Annotated in this window: 16 protein-coding genes; 4 read left to right on the plus strand and 12 right to left on the minus strand. The window is 63.0% G+C overall.

The window, feature by feature from the left end; all coding sequences use genetic code 11:
- Positions 1 to 52: 52 nt before the first annotated feature.
- The 7 genes from B5T_RS04965 to prmA form a co-directional block, all read right to left on the minus strand.
- The gene (locus tag B5T_RS04965; RefSeq protein WP_014993372.1) at positions 53 to 802 is read right to left on the minus strand and encodes a sulfite exporter TauE/SafE family protein; all 750 of its coding nucleotides are present in this window, start codon (positions 800 to 802) and stop codon (positions 53 to 55) included.
- 60 nt (positions 803 to 862) lie between these two features.
- A complete protein-coding gene (gene purD, locus B5T_RS04970) occupies positions 863 to 2149 on the minus strand; it encodes a phosphoribosylamine--glycine ligase (protein ID WP_014993373.1) in 1287 nt (428 codons plus the stop codon).
- 24 nt (positions 2150 to 2173) lie between these two features.
- Positions 2174 to 3763, minus strand: a complete 1590-nt coding sequence (purH, locus tag B5T_RS04975; protein ID WP_014993374.1) for a bifunctional phosphoribosylaminoimidazolecarboxamide formyltransferase/IMP cyclohydrolase — start codon at positions 3761 to 3763, stop codon at positions 2174 to 2176.
- Positions 3764 to 3926: 163 nt separating this feature from the next.
- A complete protein-coding gene (gene fis, locus B5T_RS04980) occupies positions 3927 to 4208 on the minus strand; it encodes a DNA-binding transcriptional regulator Fis (RefSeq protein ID WP_014993375.1) in 282 nt (93 codons plus the stop codon).
- A gap of 44 nt (positions 4209 to 4252) precedes the next feature.
- Entirely contained in the window at positions 4253 to 5293 is a 1041-nt protein-coding gene (dusB, locus tag B5T_RS04985; protein WP_014993376.1) for a tRNA dihydrouridine synthase DusB, read from the minus strand.
- Positions 5294 to 5405: 112 nt separating this feature from the next.
- Entirely contained in the window at positions 5406 to 6491 is a 1086-nt protein-coding gene (locus B5T_RS04990; protein WP_014993377.1) for a zinc-ribbon and DUF3426 domain-containing protein, read from the minus strand.
- Positions 6492 to 6573: 82 nt separating this feature from the next.
- The gene (gene prmA / locus B5T_RS04995) at positions 6574 to 7458 is read right to left on the minus strand and encodes a 50S ribosomal protein L11 methyltransferase (RefSeq protein ID WP_014993378.1); all 885 of its coding nucleotides are present in this window, start codon (positions 7456 to 7458) and stop codon (positions 6574 to 6576) included.
- A 132-nt stretch (positions 7459 to 7590) separates the two neighbouring features.
- Here prmA and B5T_RS05000 point away from each other — a divergent pair, with 132 nt between their 5' ends.
- Together B5T_RS05000 and B5T_RS05005 are read left to right on the plus strand one after the other, a co-directional pair.
- Positions 7591 to 8157, plus strand: coding sequence for a methyltransferase (locus B5T_RS05000; protein WP_014993379.1), 567 nt, complete (start codon positions 7591 to 7593; stop codon positions 8155 to 8157).
- Positions 8158 to 8274: 117 nt separating this feature from the next.
- Complete coding sequence (locus B5T_RS05005) at positions 8275 to 8937, plus strand: BUD32 family EKC/KEOPS complex subunit (protein WP_014993380.1); 663 nt, start codon at positions 8275 to 8277, stop codon at positions 8935 to 8937.
- Between the two features lie 42 nt (positions 8938 to 8979).
- On the opposite strand, the gene accC is transcribed toward B5T_RS05005, so the two are convergent.
- The 4 genes from accC to dsbD all read right to left on the minus strand — a co-directional run bounded on the left by accC (position 8980) and on the right by dsbD (position 13507).
- Positions 8980 to 10326, minus strand: a complete 1347-nt coding sequence (gene accC / locus B5T_RS05010) for an acetyl-CoA carboxylase biotin carboxylase subunit (RefSeq protein WP_014993381.1) — start codon at positions 10324 to 10326, stop codon at positions 8980 to 8982.
- Positions 10327 to 10337: 11 nt separating this feature from the next.
- Complete coding sequence (accB, locus tag B5T_RS05015; RefSeq protein ID WP_014993382.1) at positions 10338 to 10778, minus strand: acetyl-CoA carboxylase biotin carboxyl carrier protein; 441 nt, start codon at positions 10776 to 10778, stop codon at positions 10338 to 10340.
- Between the two features lie 35 nt (positions 10779 to 10813).
- A complete protein-coding gene (aroQ, locus tag B5T_RS05020; RefSeq protein ID WP_014993383.1) occupies positions 10814 to 11266 on the minus strand; it encodes a type II 3-dehydroquinate dehydratase in 453 nt (150 codons plus the stop codon).
- 330 nt (positions 11267 to 11596) lie between these two features.
- Complete coding sequence (gene dsbD / locus B5T_RS05025) at positions 11597 to 13507, minus strand: protein-disulfide reductase DsbD (RefSeq protein ID WP_041716877.1); 1911 nt, start codon at positions 13505 to 13507, stop codon at positions 11597 to 11599.
- 375 nt (positions 13508 to 13882) lie between these two features.
- Here dsbD and B5T_RS05030 point away from each other — a divergent pair, with 375 nt between their 5' ends.
- Positions 13883 to 14875, plus strand: coding sequence for a DUF2333 family protein (locus tag B5T_RS05030; protein WP_014993385.1), 993 nt, complete (start codon positions 13883 to 13885; stop codon positions 14873 to 14875).
- A 212-nt stretch (positions 14876 to 15087) separates the two neighbouring features.
- Here the strand turns inward: B5T_RS05030 and B5T_RS05035 are convergent, their stop codons facing one another.
- Positions 15088 to 15948, minus strand: coding sequence for a metal-dependent hydrolase (locus B5T_RS05035; protein ID WP_014993386.1), 861 nt, complete (start codon positions 15946 to 15948; stop codon positions 15088 to 15090).
- Positions 15949 to 16035: 87 nt separating this feature from the next.
- Between B5T_RS05035 and B5T_RS05040 the strand changes: the two genes are divergently transcribed.
- The gene (locus tag B5T_RS05040; RefSeq protein WP_014993387.1) at positions 16036 to 17067 is read left to right on the plus strand and encodes an AraC family transcriptional regulator; all 1032 of its coding nucleotides are present in this window, start codon (positions 16036 to 16038) and stop codon (positions 17065 to 17067) included.
- Positions 17068 to 17070: the final 3 nt, after the last annotated feature.

The raw sequence follows: 17070 nt of genomic DNA on the forward strand, positions 1-17070 counted from the left end.
GCCGCACGGTGGGCCGCGGTTTTGTGATAAGGGTCCTTCGGCAGGCAGCGGGTCAGGCGGTCAGTGCCATCAACAGGGTGCCGCCGCCGGACAGCATCAGCAAGACAAAGATGCCGCGACGCAGGGTGCGCTCACTGACCGGCGGCGGGAAGCGGTTGCCGACCCAGGCCATCACCGCCACCACCGGCAGCGACAGCAGGCCGATCTTGACCACATCCAGGGTCAGATCGCCGTGCAGTCCGACCACCACCAGGCGCCCCAGTGAAGCCAGCGAGAACAGGGTCAGCAGGGTGATGCGGATGGTCTGGACCGGGATCGGCTGGCGATAGAGCTGATAGACGATGGGCGGACCGCTGACGCTGAACAGGCCGCCAAAGAACCCGCCCAGGAAGCCGGTGCCGACAAAGGCGGCCGGCGAGGAACGCCGTGGCAGCGGATCGGGGCGGCACACCAGCACCAGGCCGGCGGCGATGATGACGGCGCCGAGCAGGGCCTTGAGCAGGTTCTGGGCGTTGCTGTTGAGATAGCCGAGCAGCAGCACGCCGATGACCATGGCCGGCACCAGGCCGATCAGGCTCTGCGCGACGATACGGCCATCCGCCTTTCTGAGCTGGGGCACCACCACCACCGCGCCCAGGGCCAGATTCATGATGTTCAGCGCGGTGGCGGTGGCGGGGATCGAGCCAAGATGGAGCAGGGTCACGGCGGCCAGCAAGAAGATGCCGAGAGCAAAACCGGTGACGGCCTGAATATAGGTACCGATGGCAACGGCCAGCAGAAACAACGGCAGCGATTCAGGCATGGAACTCCCTGCGTGGACTGACGGCGGCCGGTCAGGCCGCCGGGGTAATCGGCAGGGAAGCTAGCTCTGTTCCCGCGCCACGGCGCGATAGCCGATATCAGTACGATGGTAGGCGTCTTTCCAGGAAATCCTGGCCACGCCCTGGTAAGCGTTGCGTTGCGCCTCGGCCACGCTGTCGCCCAGGGCGGTGACGCAGAGTACCCGCCCACCGTTGGTGACCACCTGGCCGTCCTGCTCGCGGGTGCCGGCGTGGAACACTTTGACCAGATCGGAATCGGCCTGGTCCAGTCCCTCGATGGCGTCCCCTTTGCCGTAGTCGTCCGGGTAGCCGCCGGCGGCCAGCACCACGCCGAGCGCCGGGCGCGGATCCCATTGGGCTTCCACCTGATCCAGACGGCGATCCAGAGCCGCCTGGCAGAGCCCGGCCAGGTCCGATTGCAGACGCATCATGATCGGCTGGGTTTCCGGGTCGCCAAAACGGCAGTTGTACTCGATCACCTTGGGCTGGCCGGCGGCGTCGATCATCAAGCCGGCATACAGGAAGCCGGTATAGGGCATGCCTTCCGCGGCCATGCCGGCCACGGTGGGGCGGATCACCTGATCCATGATGCGCTGGTGCACGTCGTCGCTGACCACCGGCGCCGGTGAATAAGCGCCCATGCCGCCGGTATTGGGGCCGGTGTCGCCGTCGCCCACCCGTTTGTGGTCCTGGCTGGTGGCCATGGGCAGGATGTGCTCGCCGTCGGCCATGACGATGAAGCTGGCTTCCTCGCCGTCGAGGAACTCTTCCACCACCACGCGGTGGCCGGCGTCACCGAAACGGTTGCCAGCGAGCATGTCGCGTACCGCGTCTTCCGCCTCTTGCAGCGTCATGGCGACGATCACGCCTTTACCGGCGGCCAGGCCGTCGGCCTTGATCACGATCGGCGCGCCCTGCTCGCGAACGTAAGCCAGGGCTTCGTCCACATCGGTGAAGTTGCCGTAAGCGGCGGTGGGGATCTGGTGGCGGGCGAGGAAATCCTTGGTGAAGGCCTTGGAGCCTTCCAACTGGGCCGCGGCCTTGCCCGGGCCGAAGCAGCGCAGGCCGCGCTCCTGGAAGTAATCCACCACGCCTTCCACCAGCGGTGCTTCCGGACCGACGATGGTCAGAGCCACCTGCTCGCGCTCGGCCAGGTCAGCCAGGGCTGGCAGATCGAGCACGTCCACCGCCACGTTTTCCAGCTTGGCTTCGCGGGCGGTGCCGGCATTGCCTGGCGCCACCAGCACTTTTTCCACGTGCTCCGCCTGGGCCACTTTCCAGGCCAGGGCGTGTTCGCGGCCGCCGGAACCGATGATCAGAACTTTCATCCGTGTGTCTCCGTTGCTGGCCGGTTAATGGCGGAAGTGGCGCATGCCGGTGAAGACCATGGCCATGTCCGCCTCGTCGGCGGCGGCGATGACTTCCTCGTCGCGGATCGATCCGCCCGGCTGAATCACACAGCGGATACCGTTCTCGGCGGCGTTGTCGATGCCGTCGCGGAACGGGAAGAAGGCGTCGGACGCCATCACCGAGCCTTTCACTTCCAGGCCGGCGTGTTCGGCCTTGATGGCGGCGATGCGGGCGGAGTTGACCCGGCTCATCTGGCCGGCGCCAACGCCCACGGTTTGCCGGTCCTTGGCGTAGACGATGGCGTTGGATTTGACGAACTTGGCCACCTTCCAGGCGAAGATCAGGTCGTGCATCTCGGCTTCCGTCGGCGCCCGCTTGGTGACCACTTTCAGATCGCCCTCGGTGATCATGCCGACGTCCCGGTCCTGCACCAGCAGGCCACCGTTGACCCGCTTGTAGTCCAGTCCGGCGAGAGCGCCCGTGGCGGGGTTGTTAAGAGCTCCGCTGATCTCGCCGCATTCCAGCACGCGAACGTTTTTCTTGGCGCCGGTGACCGCCAGGGCTTCCTGGCTGACCTTCGGTGCGATGATCACTTCCACGAACTGACGGTCGACGATCGCCCTGGCGGTGTCCGCGTCCAGTTCACGGTTGAACGCGATGATGCCGCCGAAGGCGGATTCCGGATCGGTCTGGAACGCCAGCTCATAAGCCTTGCCAATGCCGTCCAGGCTCACCGACACGCCGCACGGGTTGGCGTGCTTGACGATCACGCAGGCCGGCTTGGTGAACGACTTGACGCATTCCAGCGCGGCATCGGTATCGGCGATGTTGTTGTAGCTCAGTTCCTTGCCCTGCAACTGGCGAGAGGTGGCCACGGACGCCTGGGCAGGTTGCCGCTCGGTGTAGAACGCCGCCTTCTGATGGGGGTTCTCGCCGTAGCGCATTTCCTGGGCCTTGACGAAATTCAGATTGATGGTGCGCGGGAAGTCCGCGCTGCCGTTGCCGACCCGGCGGCCAAAGTAGTTGGCGATGGCGCTGTCGTAGGCGGCGGTGTGCTCGAACGCCTTGATCGCCAGATCGAAGCGCAATTCATCGGACAGGGCGCCATTGTTGGCGCTCATGTCTTCCAGGACCCGCCCATAGTCGCCGGCGTCGGTGACGATGCCCACATGGGCATTGTTCTTGGCCGCGGAGCGCACCATGGTGGGGCCGCCGATATCGATGTTCTCGATGGCGTCTTCCAGGCTGCAATCCGGGTCGGCGACGGTCTGCTCGAAGGGGTAGAGGTTCACCACCACCAGATCAATGGGCTGGATGTCGTTATCCGCCATGACCTGATCATCCTGGCCGCGCCGGCCAAGGATGCCACCGTGCACTTTGGGGTGCAGGGTCTTCACCCGTCCGTCCATCATTTCCGGGAAGCCGGTGTAATCGGATACTTCGCGAACGGCGATGCCGGCCTCCTGGATGGCACGGAAAGTGCCGCCCGTGGAGAGCAGTTCCACGCCCCGGTCGGCCAGGGCCCGGGCGAAGTCGACAATACCGGTTTTATCGGAAACGCTGATCAGCGCGCGTTCTACCACCTTGCTCATGGGAGAGTCACCTTTGGTGACGCTTGCACGCCGACACGCTACACGCTTGCACGCCTGGTGTGGAGCGGAGCGGGGGTTGTCAGTTGCGTGCCAGCGTGTTGCGTGTTAGCGATACTCAATAAAAAAGGGCAGTCTGAACTGCCCTCGGCATTCTGGGTTATCCTTACAGCAAACCGTACTGCTTGAGTTTCTTACGCAGCGTCCCGCGGTTCAGGCCCAGTAGCTCAGCGGCCTTGGTCTGGTTGCCACGGGTGTATTCCAGGACTTTTTCCAGCAGCGGGATTTCCATCTCCGCCAGCACCATCTGGTACAGGTCGCTGACCGCTTCCCCATCCAGCTGATTGAAATAGTCGGTGATGGACCGTCGCACGCAGTTACGCAGTGTATCGTGGGTTTCGCTGCGGGCGAGAGTCAGATGCGGTTTACGCGATTCAGCGGTGTTCATTTCTGTCAGTGTCCGTGCAGTGACTGTCTTCATGGAAGAAAGGGTCATGCGGCCAATGCTCCGTCTTTGTTCCGGGCAGACACCCCGCCATAGCAACCGATGCGCAACCGGTCACTGCTGGCGCTGATCTGTTGGAAAAACTGCTTGATGGCCCGCCGTTGGTCGGTGGCCTTTTCCAGGTTGTTGAATCCGCGCCGGAAATGCTCCCCGCCCGGCAGATTCTGGGTGTACCAGCCCAGATGTTTGCGAGCGATGCGCACACCGGAATACGTGCCGTAGAAGTCATGCAAGTCACTCAAATGAGCGAGCACGCGAGCGCGTACTTCTTCCACCGATGGCGCCGGGGCTAAACGACCGTGCTCCAGGTAATGCACCGTATCCTGGAATATCCAGGGGTTACCCTGAGCAGCGCGGCCGATCATGATACCACCGGCACCAGTGCTTTGCAGTATCCGTTGCGCTTTTTGTGGGGAATCGATATCACCGTTGGCGATAACCGGGATCTCCACGGAGCGTGCCACCTCGCCAATAGTTTCGAATTCCGCTTCGCCATTGAAGCGGTCGGCGCGGGTGCGGCCGTGGATGGCCAGCGCCTGAATGCCGGACTGTTCGGCGATGCGGGCGATCAGTACCGCGTTGCGGTTGTCGCGGGTGGGGCCGGTGCGGATTTTCAGAGTGACCGGTACCGGCACGGCGGCCACCACCGATTGGAGAATCCGTGCCACCAGTTCCGGCTCGGACAGCAAAGCGGAACCGGCGGCCCGTTTGCAGACCTTTTTCGCCGGACAGCCCATATTGATGTCGATGATCTGGGCGCCCAGGTCCACATTGGCGCGGGCGGCTTCCGCCATCATGCGCGGATCGGCGCCGGCGATCTGCACCGAGATCGGGCCGGGCTCGCCGCTGTGATCAAGACGGCGCGACGATTTGGCCGACTGCCAGAGGCGGGTGTCCGAGGTCACCATTTCCGACACCACCAGACCGGCGCCCAGTTCCCGGCACAGCCGCCGGAACGGACGGTCCGTGACGCCGGCCATGGGGGCCAGGATCACCGGGTTGGGCAGGGCGTGGGGGCCGATGCGCATGATTGTCCTCGGTTGGACGCAGCAGGTTCACCGGGTGGAGACTCCGGCATGGGGGCGCCAATCATAGAGGCACCGGCGCCGGGAGAAAAGGCCGGTGCCGGGGTTCTGCGGGTCAGTGGGCATCGGAAAGCCGCGCCGCCGGTGTTTCCGCCGCCGGCAGCAGCCGCAGATGGTAGCTGACCGCCTTGCTCCCCGGGTCGACGATTTCCAGGGAAACGTGTACCGGTGTGCGGATCGGCATGGTCTCGGCGCCGGCCAGTTCCCCGCGCAGGTACTCGTCGGTATGGAAGCGCCGCCGGGCCACCGGTTTGCCTTGCAGGTCAATAAAGGTCAGTTCCAGCTCCGGAAACGGCTGCGGCCAGGACGCCTCATTGAACAGCAGAGCGTCCACCACCAGGGCATTGTCGAACCGTGGATGACTGCGCACTACCAGATTGGTGCCGCGCAGGCGGTTGGCATCCACCCTTGGCGGCAGGGTGCAACCGGCCACCGCACAGGCTTCGGCAAAAGCAGGACGCCAGCGCGGGTCCCGGCTCAGGGTGTCGAAATGGAAAATCAGATACTGGCCGGCCAGCACCGCCAGGGCCACCAGTGAAGCAGTTGCCCAACCGAGCAGCGCCAGCGGACCACGGCGGGGAGGGGTATCCCGTTCGCGGCGCGCCGCCGAACGGGCGGTGGCCGGGCCGTTGAGAAAGTCAAAGGCGTCGTCCATGGCCGCTTCCGCCTCGGCGCGGTCGGGTTCCGGCGTTGCGGGTGCGGCGTCGGCGGCTACTGGCTCCGGCTTCGGCTCGGGATCCGATTCCAGCTCCCGCAGCAGGGCCTCGGCCCAGGATTCATCGGTTTGTTCATGGGGATGGTTGCCCAACTCCAGATCCAGATCAGGGACCGGGTCTTCCTTTTCCAGGGACAGGAAGCTGTCGCTCAGTTGCAATTGGCCGCTGTCTTCCGCGCGGGCGTGAGCATGGTCATCAACGGCCGGAGCCGGTGCTTCCTCGGGCAGTGCCGCTGACCAGTCCGCCGCTGGTGGCCGCGTTTCTTCCCGCACCAGCGGCGGGCCTTCCAGAAAATGCTCAGTGGCTTGAAAGACCCGCAAGCAGGAGCCGCACCGCACCGCACCCTTGGCCTGGGCCAGATGCTCGTCGCTGATCTTGAATTGCGCCTCACAGTGTGGGCAGCGGGTCTTGTAAGGGCCGGTCATGCGCTGGCGATCCGTGGGTCGGATTTTTCGTGTAGTGACTGTGTAGGGAGTTTTACCGAATCATGGTGCCTCGCCGCAACTGTTATGCGGACAGCTTGCGAACCCCGTCCACTCTTACCCAGTCTCCGCGCTGCTCGATCGGCGACAGATCAAACCAGGGCCGATAGGCCCGCGCCACGGATTGGGCCTGCTCGGCGAGGATGCCCGATAACGCCAGCAGCGCCCCCGGTTTGCAATAGCTGGCCAGTGTCGGTGCCAACTCGATCAACGGTGCCGCCAGAATGTTGGCGACCAGAACGTCGCACTGGAAACCCGCCGGCACGGCGTCCGCCGGACACAGATCGAGCCGGTCGGCCACCCGGTTGGCTTCAGCGTTGGTGCGGCTGGCCAGCAGGGCTTGTTCATCGATGTCATTGCCCAGGGCCTGCCCGGCGCCAAGCAGCAACGCGGCGATGGACAGTACGCCGGAACCGCAGCCCACATCCAACACGCGTTTGCCGGCCAGCGGCGCCGCTTCCAGCCATTCCAGGCATAGCGCGGTGGTTTCATGGGTGCCGGTACCAAAGGCCAGGCCCGGATCCAGACGCAGGTTGACCGCCTCCGGATCCGGCGGCTCACACCAGGTGGGCACAATCCATAGCCGTTCACCGAAGCGCATCGGGGCAAAGTCGTCCATCCAGGCCCGCTCCCAGACCTGATCCTCAAGCCGCTCGATACGGTGATCCTGGGGCGTCAGGCCCAGCGCATCCAGACGTTGGAGAACTTTTTCCAGGTCGTCCTGGTCCGAGAACAGGGCGGTGACCACGGTGGCCCGCCACAGCGGCCGTGCGCCGGGCGGCGGTTCGAATACCGGTTGGTCGGCGCCGTCGGTCAGGGTCACCGCCACCGCGCCCAGGGTTTCCAATGCGTCTTGCAGGGCGTCCGCCTGTTGCGAGTCGGAAGCCAGATGTAGTTGTTGCCAGGTCATGACACCTCCATGGAGAAGCGGCAGTATAACGGCGCCGGGATAAAGTTTCTCCGTGACGGGCGTGAGCGTGACGGTTTTTCCACCGGCCGTTAAGGGGTACTATCCGGATTCGTCTATCGGACTGACTTGCCTATGACTGAAGATGCCGCCGAGTTGATATTGGTGCTGATGGTAATCGCCAGTGCCTTGCTGTATCAGTTCGCGATGCCGCGTTTGCGGCGTCCGCGTGCGCTGACGCGCCCCTCGCCGGATCTCGAGCAAATCATTCTGATCGGCATGATGTTCTGCACCATGGTGGTGATCCCTTTCCTGGATATGATGGTGCCCTGGTTCGAGTTCGCCGACATCGTGTTCATGGATGAGATGGCCTGGCTGGGGCTGCTGCTTGGCAGCGCCGCGGTCTGGCTGTTCTGGCGCGCCAAGGAGGATCTGGCCCGCTGCTCTCGACGGCCGGTGGAAAGCGGTGTTTATCGCTATCTACGCCATCCCGCCTGCGCCGCCATGCTGCTCTGGTCCCTGGCGCAATTGCTGCTGTTACAGAATTGGCTGGCTGGCCCCGCCGCGGCCTTGACCTTTACAATGGTTTACTTGCTGCAGTTGCCCAGGGAAGAGCAACGTATGCTGGAGCGATACGGCCATCGCTATCTGGATTATATGGCGCGCACTCCGGCGATTCTGCCGCACTTCTTTCGCAAATAAGGCTCGTAAATAAGGCTCGTAGGTGATCGCAAATAATCGTTCGCGATCATTGATTTCCCATATTTGCGCCCCCATTAGCGGTGGTCGCCTTTAAAGCGGTTCAGGAGCCGTTTTCCCATGATTCGGATTCATCCCCTCCGTCGTCAGCAGTTGGAGGACGTGATCAGCCATTCAGAAGTGGTCGAGCGCGACGGGCACGGCATCAAGGTGCTGCGTCTGCGCGACGGTCGCTACCTGAAATACTTCCGGCGCAAGCGTTTCTTCAATCGCGAATTGTTGTCCCCGGCGGCGGTACGTTTCGCCCGCCATGCCCGGCAACTGGCGCAACTGCGCATCCCCACCCTGGAGGTGGAAAGCCTGCACCGCATTCTCGGTGAGCCGCATACGGTGGCGGTGTACCAGCCGATGCCGGGCCTGACGCTGCGTCAGATGCTGGCTCGCGGGCAGGTGGACACCCAACTGATGTACCGGGTGGGCGTGTTTATCGCCCGGCTGCACCGGCTGGGTGTGTTTTTCCGTTCCGTGCATCCGGGCAACATCGTCATCGACGGTCTGCGCATTGGCCTGATCGATGTACTGGATATGAGGGTGCGGCCCTGGTCCATGTCTCGTTGGGCCCGGCGCCGTAACTGGCTGCACTTTCTGCGTTGCGAGGAAGATCGTCCGCATCTGCGCGATGATCTGGTGGAGGCGTTACTGGTGGGCTACCGGGATGCCGCCGACCTGCCGTCCCATGAGATCGGCGAGGTGGCGGAGCGGGTCCGGCATTTGCTGGGCTGAGGCATCGCGGCCCTTTCCATACAAAGAAAGGACCGCGATGTCTTAATGATTACCCAGTTTCTTTTCCAGGTGGTGGATATCCACGCCGCCTTCCTTGAACGCGGTGTCGCGGAAGATCTTGTCCCGGTGCAGGGCCACGTTGGTCTTGATGCCTTCCACCACGATCTCGTCCAGAGCGTTACGCATGCGGGCAAACGCCACGTCGCGGTTCTCGCCCCAGGTGATGATCTTGCCGATCAGTGAGTCGTAGTAGGGCGGTACGGTATAGCCGCCATAGACGTGAGAGTCCACCCGCACCCCATTGCCGCCCGGTGCATGGAAGTAGCTGATCTTGCCGGGGCTCGGGACGAAGGTGTTGGGATCCTCGGCATTGATCCGCACCTCGATGGCGTGACCGAGGAAGGTGATGTCTTCCTGCTGCAATGTCAGGCCTTCGCCGCCGGCGATACGCAACTGTTCCTTGACGATATCGACGCCGGTGATCATCTCACTGACCGGATGTTCCACCTGCACGCGGGTGTTCATCTCGATGAAGTAGAAGCCTTCGTTCTCGTACAGGAACTCAAAGGTCCCGGCGCCCCGGTAATTGATCTCCTTGCAGGCGTTGACGCAGCGTTGGGCCACTTCTTCCTTCAGGTGAGCCGGAATGTCGGGGGCCGGAGCCTCTTCCACCACCTTCTGGTGACGGCGCTGCAAGGAGCAGTCCCGGTCGCCGAGGTGTATGGCGTGGCCGGCGCCGTCGGAGAGCACCTGAATCTCCACATGGCGTGGCTTCTGCAGGAATTTCTCCATGTACACGGTGGCATCGCCGAAAGCGTTTTTCGCTTCGGAACGGGTCAGGGTCACCGCATTGAGCAATTGATCCGCATGTTCCACCACGCGCATGCCACGCCCGCCACCGCCGGCGGCGGCCTTGATGATGACCGGATAGCCAATCTGCTCGGCCATGGCCTGGGTGGCTTCCGGGTCATCACCCACCGGACCATTGGAGCCGGGGACGGTGGGGACGCCGGCTTTTTTCATCGCCTCGATGGCGGACACCTTGTTGCCCATCAGGCGGATGGTATCAGCGCGCGGTCCGATGAAGGTGAAGCCGGAACGTTCCACGCTTTCGGCGAAGTCGGCGTTTTCCGCCAGGAAGCCGTAACCGGGGTGAATGGCATCCGCGTCGGTCACTTCCGCCGCGCTGATGATGGCGGGGATGTTCAAATAGGAATCGGTGGACGGCGCCGGGCCGATACACACCGCTTCATCGGCGAGACGCACGTGCATCAGATCGCGGTCCGCCTTGGAGTACACCGCCACGGTACGGATGCCCATTTCCTTGCACGCGCGCAGCACGCGCAGGGCGATCTCGCCGCGGTTGGCAATGACGACTTTTTCCAGCATTTCGACCTCCGTTAAACGATGGAGAACAACGGCTGGTCGAATTCCACCGGTTCGCCGTCCTCGACCAGGATGGCATCAATAGTGCCGGATTTGTCCGCTTCGATCTGATTCATCATTTTCATCGCTTCGACGATGCACAGCACGTCGCCGGCGTTGACCTTCTGGCCCACCTGGGCAAATGGGGTGGCGCCGGGAGAGGAGGCCCGGTAGAACGTGCCCACCATGGGAGAACGCACCAGATGGCCGGCCGGGGAGGCCGGTTCCGGCTCGGCCGCCGGAGTGGCTTGCGGGGCTGCCGGAGCGGCCGCCACCGGGGCGACGGGGGCCGGCGCGGCGTTGCGCCAGCCGCCCCGGGTGATGCGTACGGATTCTTCGTTCTCGTGAATTTCCAGTTCTTCGATTCCGGATTCTTCCAGCAGCTCGATCAATTTCTTGATTTTTCGAATATCCATGTCCAGTCCTGTTGGGAGCTGTTGATGTTAAAAGGTCAGATGTCGTCGTCGGTGCCCAGACGGCGGATGGTCGCGTCCAGCGCCAATTGGTAACCGTCGGCGCCGAGACCACAGATCACTCCCTCGGCGATGTCCGAGAAATAAGAGTGATGGCGAAAGGTTTCGCGCCGGTGAATATTGGAAAGGTGCACCTCGATAAACGGGATGCTCACCGCCAGCAGAGCGTCTCTCAGCGCCACGCTGGTGTGAGTGAAGGCGGCCGGGTTGATCAGAATGAAGTCGACGCCTTCCCCGCGGGCGGCATGGATGCGCTCAATCAACTCGTATTCCGCATTGCTTTGCATATGCTGCAGATGATGGCCGGCCTTCCGGGCCCGGATCTGCAGGGCCTGGTCGATTTCCGCCAAATTAGTGGCACCGTATTTGTCCGGCTCGCGCTGGCCGAGCAGATTCAGGTTGGGTCCGTGCAGAACCAGAATGGTGGCCAAGATGGATACCCCTGAATGTGTCGTTATCTGCGGTGAACAGGAGGGAAAAACGGCATCAGGCCGGGGCTTTTCCCGAAGTTTGCAGTCTAGGGGGAATCGCCCGGCGAAAAAAGAACTTTACACTATTCGTTACATGTACCGATTCGCTTGTACGCAATCACGCAATCACGCAATCACGCAACACGCTTGCACGCTAAACCCGAAGTTTGATCGCCGGATCCAGCGATGACTACCTTCCCGAGCAATCCAACCTTTCCGTTTCACACCAGCCTGGCAAACATGGCGTGCAAGCGTGCCTGCGTGTTGCGTGCCAGCATCCGGGGCCCCGGATCAGCCCGATGTGACCGGCAAAACGGTCTGTTCCAGATGGCGGATGAAGCGCTCCGGTCTCATCTCGCCGAGCACGCGGGATTCCGGGACTTCCTCGCCAGCGGGGCTGAAGAACACCAGACTGGGCAGACCGAAGATGTTGTATTCGGTCATGATCGCCTGGTTTTCGCTGTTGATGTCGGTGATATCCACCCGATAAAGATCGAATCCCTTCATGGTGGTCAGCACATCCGGATGGCTCAGCGTGGTTTCTTCCAGCACCTTGCAGGCCACGCACCACTCGGCGAAGAAGTCCACCAGCACCGGCCGGCCGGCCCGGGAGGACTCCGCCAGGGCCTGACGCAGCGCCGCCTGACCGGTGAGGGTGCGCCAGGGGCCGTGGTCTTCCGTGGTCGCGGCGGGTTGCGCCGTGCCGGAAGTGGCGGTGGCCGGTGCCGCCGGTTGCTGCCAGTGGGCCAGCGGTTGCCATGGGTCGCGGGCGCCGGAGGCGGCGCCGATCAGCAAAATCACCCCGTACAGCGTCAGCACCAGGGCAAGGCCCCGTCGCAGACGGGAGCCGCCTTCTTTCACCGGTTCCAGGGCGCCCAGCTGGACGCCGTAAATGGCCAGCAACAGGCCGTACAGGGCCAGGGTCACCGGCGCCGGCACGATGCGGTCCAGCAGCCAAATGGCGACGCCGAGCATGACCACGCCGAAGAAGCGTTTGATCTCTTCCATCCACAGGCCGGCCCGGGGCAGCAAATGGCCGCCACCGGTGCCGAACAGAATCAACGGCACACCCATGCCAATGGACAGTGCGAACAGGCTGGCGGCACCGGTCAGGGCGTCGCCGCTGCCGGCCACATAGATCAGGGCGCCGGCGAGGATCGGGGTGACGCAGGGTGACACCACCAGGGCGGAGATCATGCCGAGCAGGGCGGCGCCGGCCAGCCCCTTGCGCTTCGGACCGGTCTGGTTGAGCCGGTCGCGCAGGGCCGCCGGTAATTGCAACTCGTAAAGGCCGAACATGGCCAGTGCCAGCAGTACGAAGATCACCACACTGGTGATGATCGCGGCCGGCTGTTGCAGCAGGAACTGAAGATTCAGTCCGGCCCCGAACAGGGCCACCAGCAGCCCCGCCAGGGTGTAGGGCACCGCCACGCCGAGCACGTAGGCGCTGCTGAGCAGGAAGCCACGGCGGGCGCTGGGGTGTTGCTCACCGGCGATGATACCGGAGAGGATCGGAATCATCGGGAACACACAGGGCGTGAACGCCAGCAGCAGACCGCCGGCGAAGAACAGCCCGATCACCAGCCCCAGGCTCTGGCCGGAGATCCAGCGATTAAAGGCGTTGGCGTCCTCTGAAAACAACGTCTCCAGAAAGCCCTCGTCGCTTGCGGAGGCGGTTGGCGCGGTGGCCGGCGCGGCAGCGTTCAGCGCCGTGGCGGGCTTGCCGGGACGGGGCTCCTCGAAGGCGAAGGTCTTGCTGGCCGGTGGGTAGCACAGCAAATCCTCGATGCAGCCCTGATAACGCACTTCCAACTCGGTATCGGCCAGTGGCACGCTGCGCAACGGCAACGTCACTTCCAGCCGCTGGTAGAACACCTCGACGTCACCGAATATGGGGTCCACCTTCGGTTTGCCCGCGGGCATCTGGAACGCGGAAAAGTCATCGAGAACGTTGCCGTTGGTGTCGCGGAGAATGAACTCAAAGCGCTGGCGGTACAGATAGACGTCGTCGAGCAGTTCAAAGCCCACCAGCACCGTCTGCTTGTCCCAATCGGCATCCGCCATTACCTGGATCGCTTCGTCCACCGTGGGCGGCTGGTCGTTGCCCAATCCGCCGCTGCCGCCCAGAGACAGCGCAAGCGCGGGACCGGCGAGCAGCCCCAGCACAAAAAGGGATAATAGTGAACGCAAGCGTTGTGTCATCGATTTCTCCAGATAACCGGTTTTGTCCCTGGCCCGGTTTCCCCCAAACATAAAGAGCGGGGCCCCGACCTGCCGGCGGCGGCCCTGGCGCTATCCATTTTCTGTATACCCCGGGTAGATATAGAGGCCGCCGGCGCGGATCGGTTCCCAGTCTGCGCCTTGCGGATTAAAGGGGCTTTAAGAGCGGCGGCGAAGAACGCATTGTGCCCCCATGCCGAAATGGACGCAAAGACCGCTGCCGCCGGCGGCACGGGCCCTGTCGTTGGCGACAAAGGCTGCTATATTGGCGCACAATGCCGTGGAGTCCCGAGCCCGGGCTCCGACATGATGGAAAAGGCCGCTGCCGGCCTGACAGGACGCGAGTGGGGATCACCGATGAGTAATGAAAAGTTCTCCCAGAAGATGGGCGACCGGTTGCTGGATCCGGCCAATAACCGGATATGGAAAGGCGCCCTGTGGTTGATCGTGATCCTGCTTCTGGTGGATGTACTGCTCGGCTGGTACTGGAGCTGGGAGCCGGATCTCCAGGAAGTGCGGGCGCTCGCCGATGCGAAAACCGGAGAGGTCACGACCCAGGAAGTGATCAATGTGGCCAGTACCCTGCTGGACAAGCCGGGCGGCTACCTGAGCAACGATGTTCTGCCGCATCGCCTGTGGCTGGATAACATGCCGTCCTGGGAGTTCGGGGTGCTGGTGCAGTTACGGGATATGGTGCGGGTGATGCGCCGTGATATGAGCCGCTCCCAATCCCAGAGTCAGGAAGACCGTAATCTGGCGATTGCCGAACCGCAGTTCAACTTCGACTCCCAAAGCTGGGCCATGCCCGCCACGGAAAGCGAATACCGCCGAGGTATCCGTGCGCTGGAGCGTTATCTGGAAAGCCTGCGTAGCGGCGATGGCCGATTCTACGCCCGCGCCGACAACCTGAATTCCTGGCTCAATGAAGTACAGAACCGGCTTGGCGCCCTCAGCCAGGATCTCAGCCGCAGCGTCGGGCGCACCACTCTGGATACCGAGGACGATACCCCGGTGACGCAGTTGGACAGCAAGGAACGGATGGTGAAAACCCCGTGGCTGAAAATCGATAATGTTTTCTATGAAGCGAGAGGGGCGTCCTGGGCGCTGGTGCAACTGATGCGCGCGCTGGAAGTGGATTTCGCCGATGTGCTGCGCAAGAAGAACGCCACGGTCAGCTTCCGGCAGATGGTACGTGAGCTGGAAGCCACCCAGGAAACCCTGTGGAGCCCGATGGTTCTGAACGGCTCCGGCTTCGGCATCTTCGCCAACCATTCCCTGGTCATGGCCAACTACCTGTCCCGCGCCAACGCTTCCCTGATTGATTTGAGGAAGCTGCTGCAAGAGGGATAGAAAAAGCAGTTGACAGTTGATAGTGGACAGTTGACAGCGGCGCGAGACACGACCTGTTGATCCGAAAGCAAAGAGGCCGCGCCCAAAACTTGAGTGCGGCCTCTCTACTCCTAAACATTAATTCTCTGCTCTTTGCTGATACGCAAACAAACTTTGCATCACCGCATTTTTCTTTTCGCTGTCAACTGTCCACTATCAACTGTCAATTGCCTTTACGCCACCGAACTGACCGCCGGCTCCGGCAGGGTGTCCCGCCATTGCGCCACCAGATCGGTGTTGTCGTCGTCCCAGGGATGGAAGCGCGGGCTCAGATAGCGGAACCAGGCCGGTACGGTGGAGCTGATCACGCCACGGTAACCGAACAGACGCCACAGCCCCTTGGCCAGCGTCAGTGGTTGCCGGTGGACACCATCGTGCTTGAGGAACTGCCAGGTGAAATAGCTGGTGAAGGTGATCAGATAGGCGGTGCTGATCAGGAAGGCGCGCTGGCGCTGCCAGTAGTCGCCGTCCACATCCTGGTACAGCTCGAAGGCCACGGCCTTGTGCTCGGTTTCCTCGATGGCGTGCCAGACCCACAAGGGGCGCACGGAGGGATCCATGTTTTCGATCACGTCCTTGTGGCCGAGAATGGTGTCGGCGAGGATCGCGGTGATGTGTTCCAGGCCGGCGGTGGCGGCCAATTGCCGCTCCGGCGGTAAATGCTTGCGGGCGCCGGCCAGCAGCTTCTGTGTCACGTTCAGGGCGCGTTCGACCAGCACATCGTAACCCTGTCCCGCCACCAGATCGTTGAAGGCCTTGTGCTCCAGGGAATGCATGGCCTCCTGGCCAATGAAGCCGGAGATGTCCTTCTGCCGTTGCGGGTCGTCGACGCGGTCGCGGAAGGCGCGTACCGCGTCCACGAAAAAGCGCTCGCCGTCGGGGAAGGTGATGGAGAGGACGTTCAAAAGATGGGTGGCCACCGGATCGTCGCCATACCAATAGCCGGCTTTCTCCAGACCTTTGAAATCGAAGTTCATGCGCCGCACCTTGATCGGCTGGCGTGATGCGGTACGTCGACGGGAAAACAATCGCATCGGGCTCTCCTGGCGATTCTGCCAATGTGGGTTGTCCGTCAATATGCTCCAGTAGCGGTGACGGGTCTTGTCGTGGAGGGCCAACCTGTGGTGACTTTGGGCCGTGCCTGGTTTGATGCCGGTATCCCCGGCATTTATGTGGTGCTGTTGTGTGATGTGATGAAAGGGCTGGGCAAGGACCCTGCCGCTTTGCTGGGCGGTGTGGGCGAAAGCCGTGAACAGCTGCTGGCGCCGCAGAGCCGGGTGCCGCTGGAGCAGGCCCAGCGTTGCGCCGAACAGGCCCTGGATATGGCCGGCTCCGCCGGTCTGGGATTCCGCTATGCCCGGGCCATGCGCATTACCCTGCATGGTCCGGTGGGGTTGCTGGCGCTGTCCAGTGCCACTCTCGGTGATGGCCTCGATGCCGCGCGGCGCTACCTGGGGCTGCGGGCGCCGTTATGGCACATGGACCGGCGCGAGGAGGGGGGGCGGGTGATTTTCCCGCTGGTGGCCAATGCCGACCCGGGACGGATCCATGCCTTCGTGGTGGAAGCCATGCTGGTGGGGTTCATCCACATGCTGGAACAGCTGCTGGAAGCGGTGCCGGAGGGGGCGGAGCTGCACTTCCGGCAACCGCCACCACCCCATGCCATGGCGTTGAGGGGAGAAGTGCCGGTGCCGGTACGCTTCAATCAGGATGAGGACGCACTGGTTTTGCCGCAAGCGCTGCTGTCGGTGGCGCCGCTGTTGGCGGATCCGCAGACCGCGGCACTGGCGCGGGAACAATGCGAGGCCGAGATCAACCGCTGGCGATCGGAACAGGAAGGGCCCCTGGCCGAGCGGGTGAGGGTGGTGTTGCGTGATATGCCGGCGCCGTTACCGGACCTGACGGCCATGGCGGAACGCATGGCGGTATCGCCGCGGACACTGAAACGGCATCTGCAGCAGGCGGGGGCAAGCTATCGGCAAGTCCAGGACGAAGTGCTTTACGAACGGGCGCGGGCGCTGCTCAGGGATCGCCATCAGCGGGTCAGTGATGTGGCCTATGCATTGGGCTACAACGACGTGGCGAACTTTTCCCGGGCGTTCCGGCGCTGGAGCGGGGAAACGCCAAAACAATTCCGGGAACGGGGGTATTGAGTG

It is taken from the genome of Alloalcanivorax dieselolei B5 (assembly GCF_000300005.1).
Classification (GTDB): domain Bacteria; phylum Pseudomonadota; class Gammaproteobacteria; order Pseudomonadales; family Alcanivoracaceae; genus Alloalcanivorax; species Alloalcanivorax dieselolei.

Coding starts and splice junctions, on each gene's coding strand:
- B5T_RS05035 (WP_014993386.1), bottom strand. CDS start 15,948: ATGCGATTGTTTTCCCGTCGACGTACCGCATCACGCCAGCCGATCAAG.
- B5T_RS04965 (WP_014993372.1), bottom strand. CDS start 802: ATGCCTGAATCGCTGCCGTTGTTTCTGCTGGCCGTTGCCATCGGTACC.
- accB (WP_014993382.1), bottom strand. CDS start 10,778: ATGGATATTCGAAAAATCAAGAAATTGATCGAGCTGCTGGAAGAATCC.
- B5T_RS05030 (WP_014993385.1), top strand. CDS start 13,883: ATGAGTAATGAAAAGTTCTCCCAGAAGATGGGCGACCGGTTGCTGGAT.
- accC (WP_014993381.1), bottom strand. CDS start 10,326: ATGCTGGAAAAAGTCGTCATTGCCAACCGCGGCGAGATCGCCCTGCGC.
- B5T_RS05000 (WP_014993379.1), top strand. CDS start 7,591: ATGACTGAAGATGCCGCCGAGTTGATATTGGTGCTGATGGTAATCGCC.
- dsbD (WP_041716877.1), bottom strand. CDS start 13,507: ATGACACAACGCTTGCGTTCACTATTATCCCTTTTTGTGCTGGGGCTG.
- B5T_RS04990 (WP_014993377.1), bottom strand. CDS start 6,491: ATGACCGGCCCTTACAAGACCCGCTGCCCACACTGTGAGGCGCAATTC.
- prmA (WP_014993378.1), bottom strand. CDS start 7,458: ATGACCTGGCAACAACTACATCTGGCTTCCGACTCGCAACAGGCGGAC.
- B5T_RS05005 (WP_014993380.1), top strand. CDS start 8,275: ATGATTCGGATTCATCCCCTCCGTCGTCAGCAGTTGGAGGACGTGATC.
- purD (WP_014993373.1), bottom strand. CDS start 2,149: ATGAAAGTTCTGATCATCGGTTCCGGCGGCCGCGAACACGCCCTGGCC.
- dusB (WP_014993376.1), bottom strand. CDS start 5,293: ATGCGCATCGGCCCCCACGCCCTGCCCAACCCGGTGATCCTGGCCCCC.
- fis (WP_014993375.1), bottom strand. CDS start 4,208: ATGAACACCGCTGAATCGCGTAAACCGCATCTGACTCTCGCCCGCAGC.
- purH (WP_014993374.1), bottom strand. CDS start 3,763: ATGAGCAAGGTGGTAGAACGCGCGCTGATCAGCGTTTCCGATAAAACC.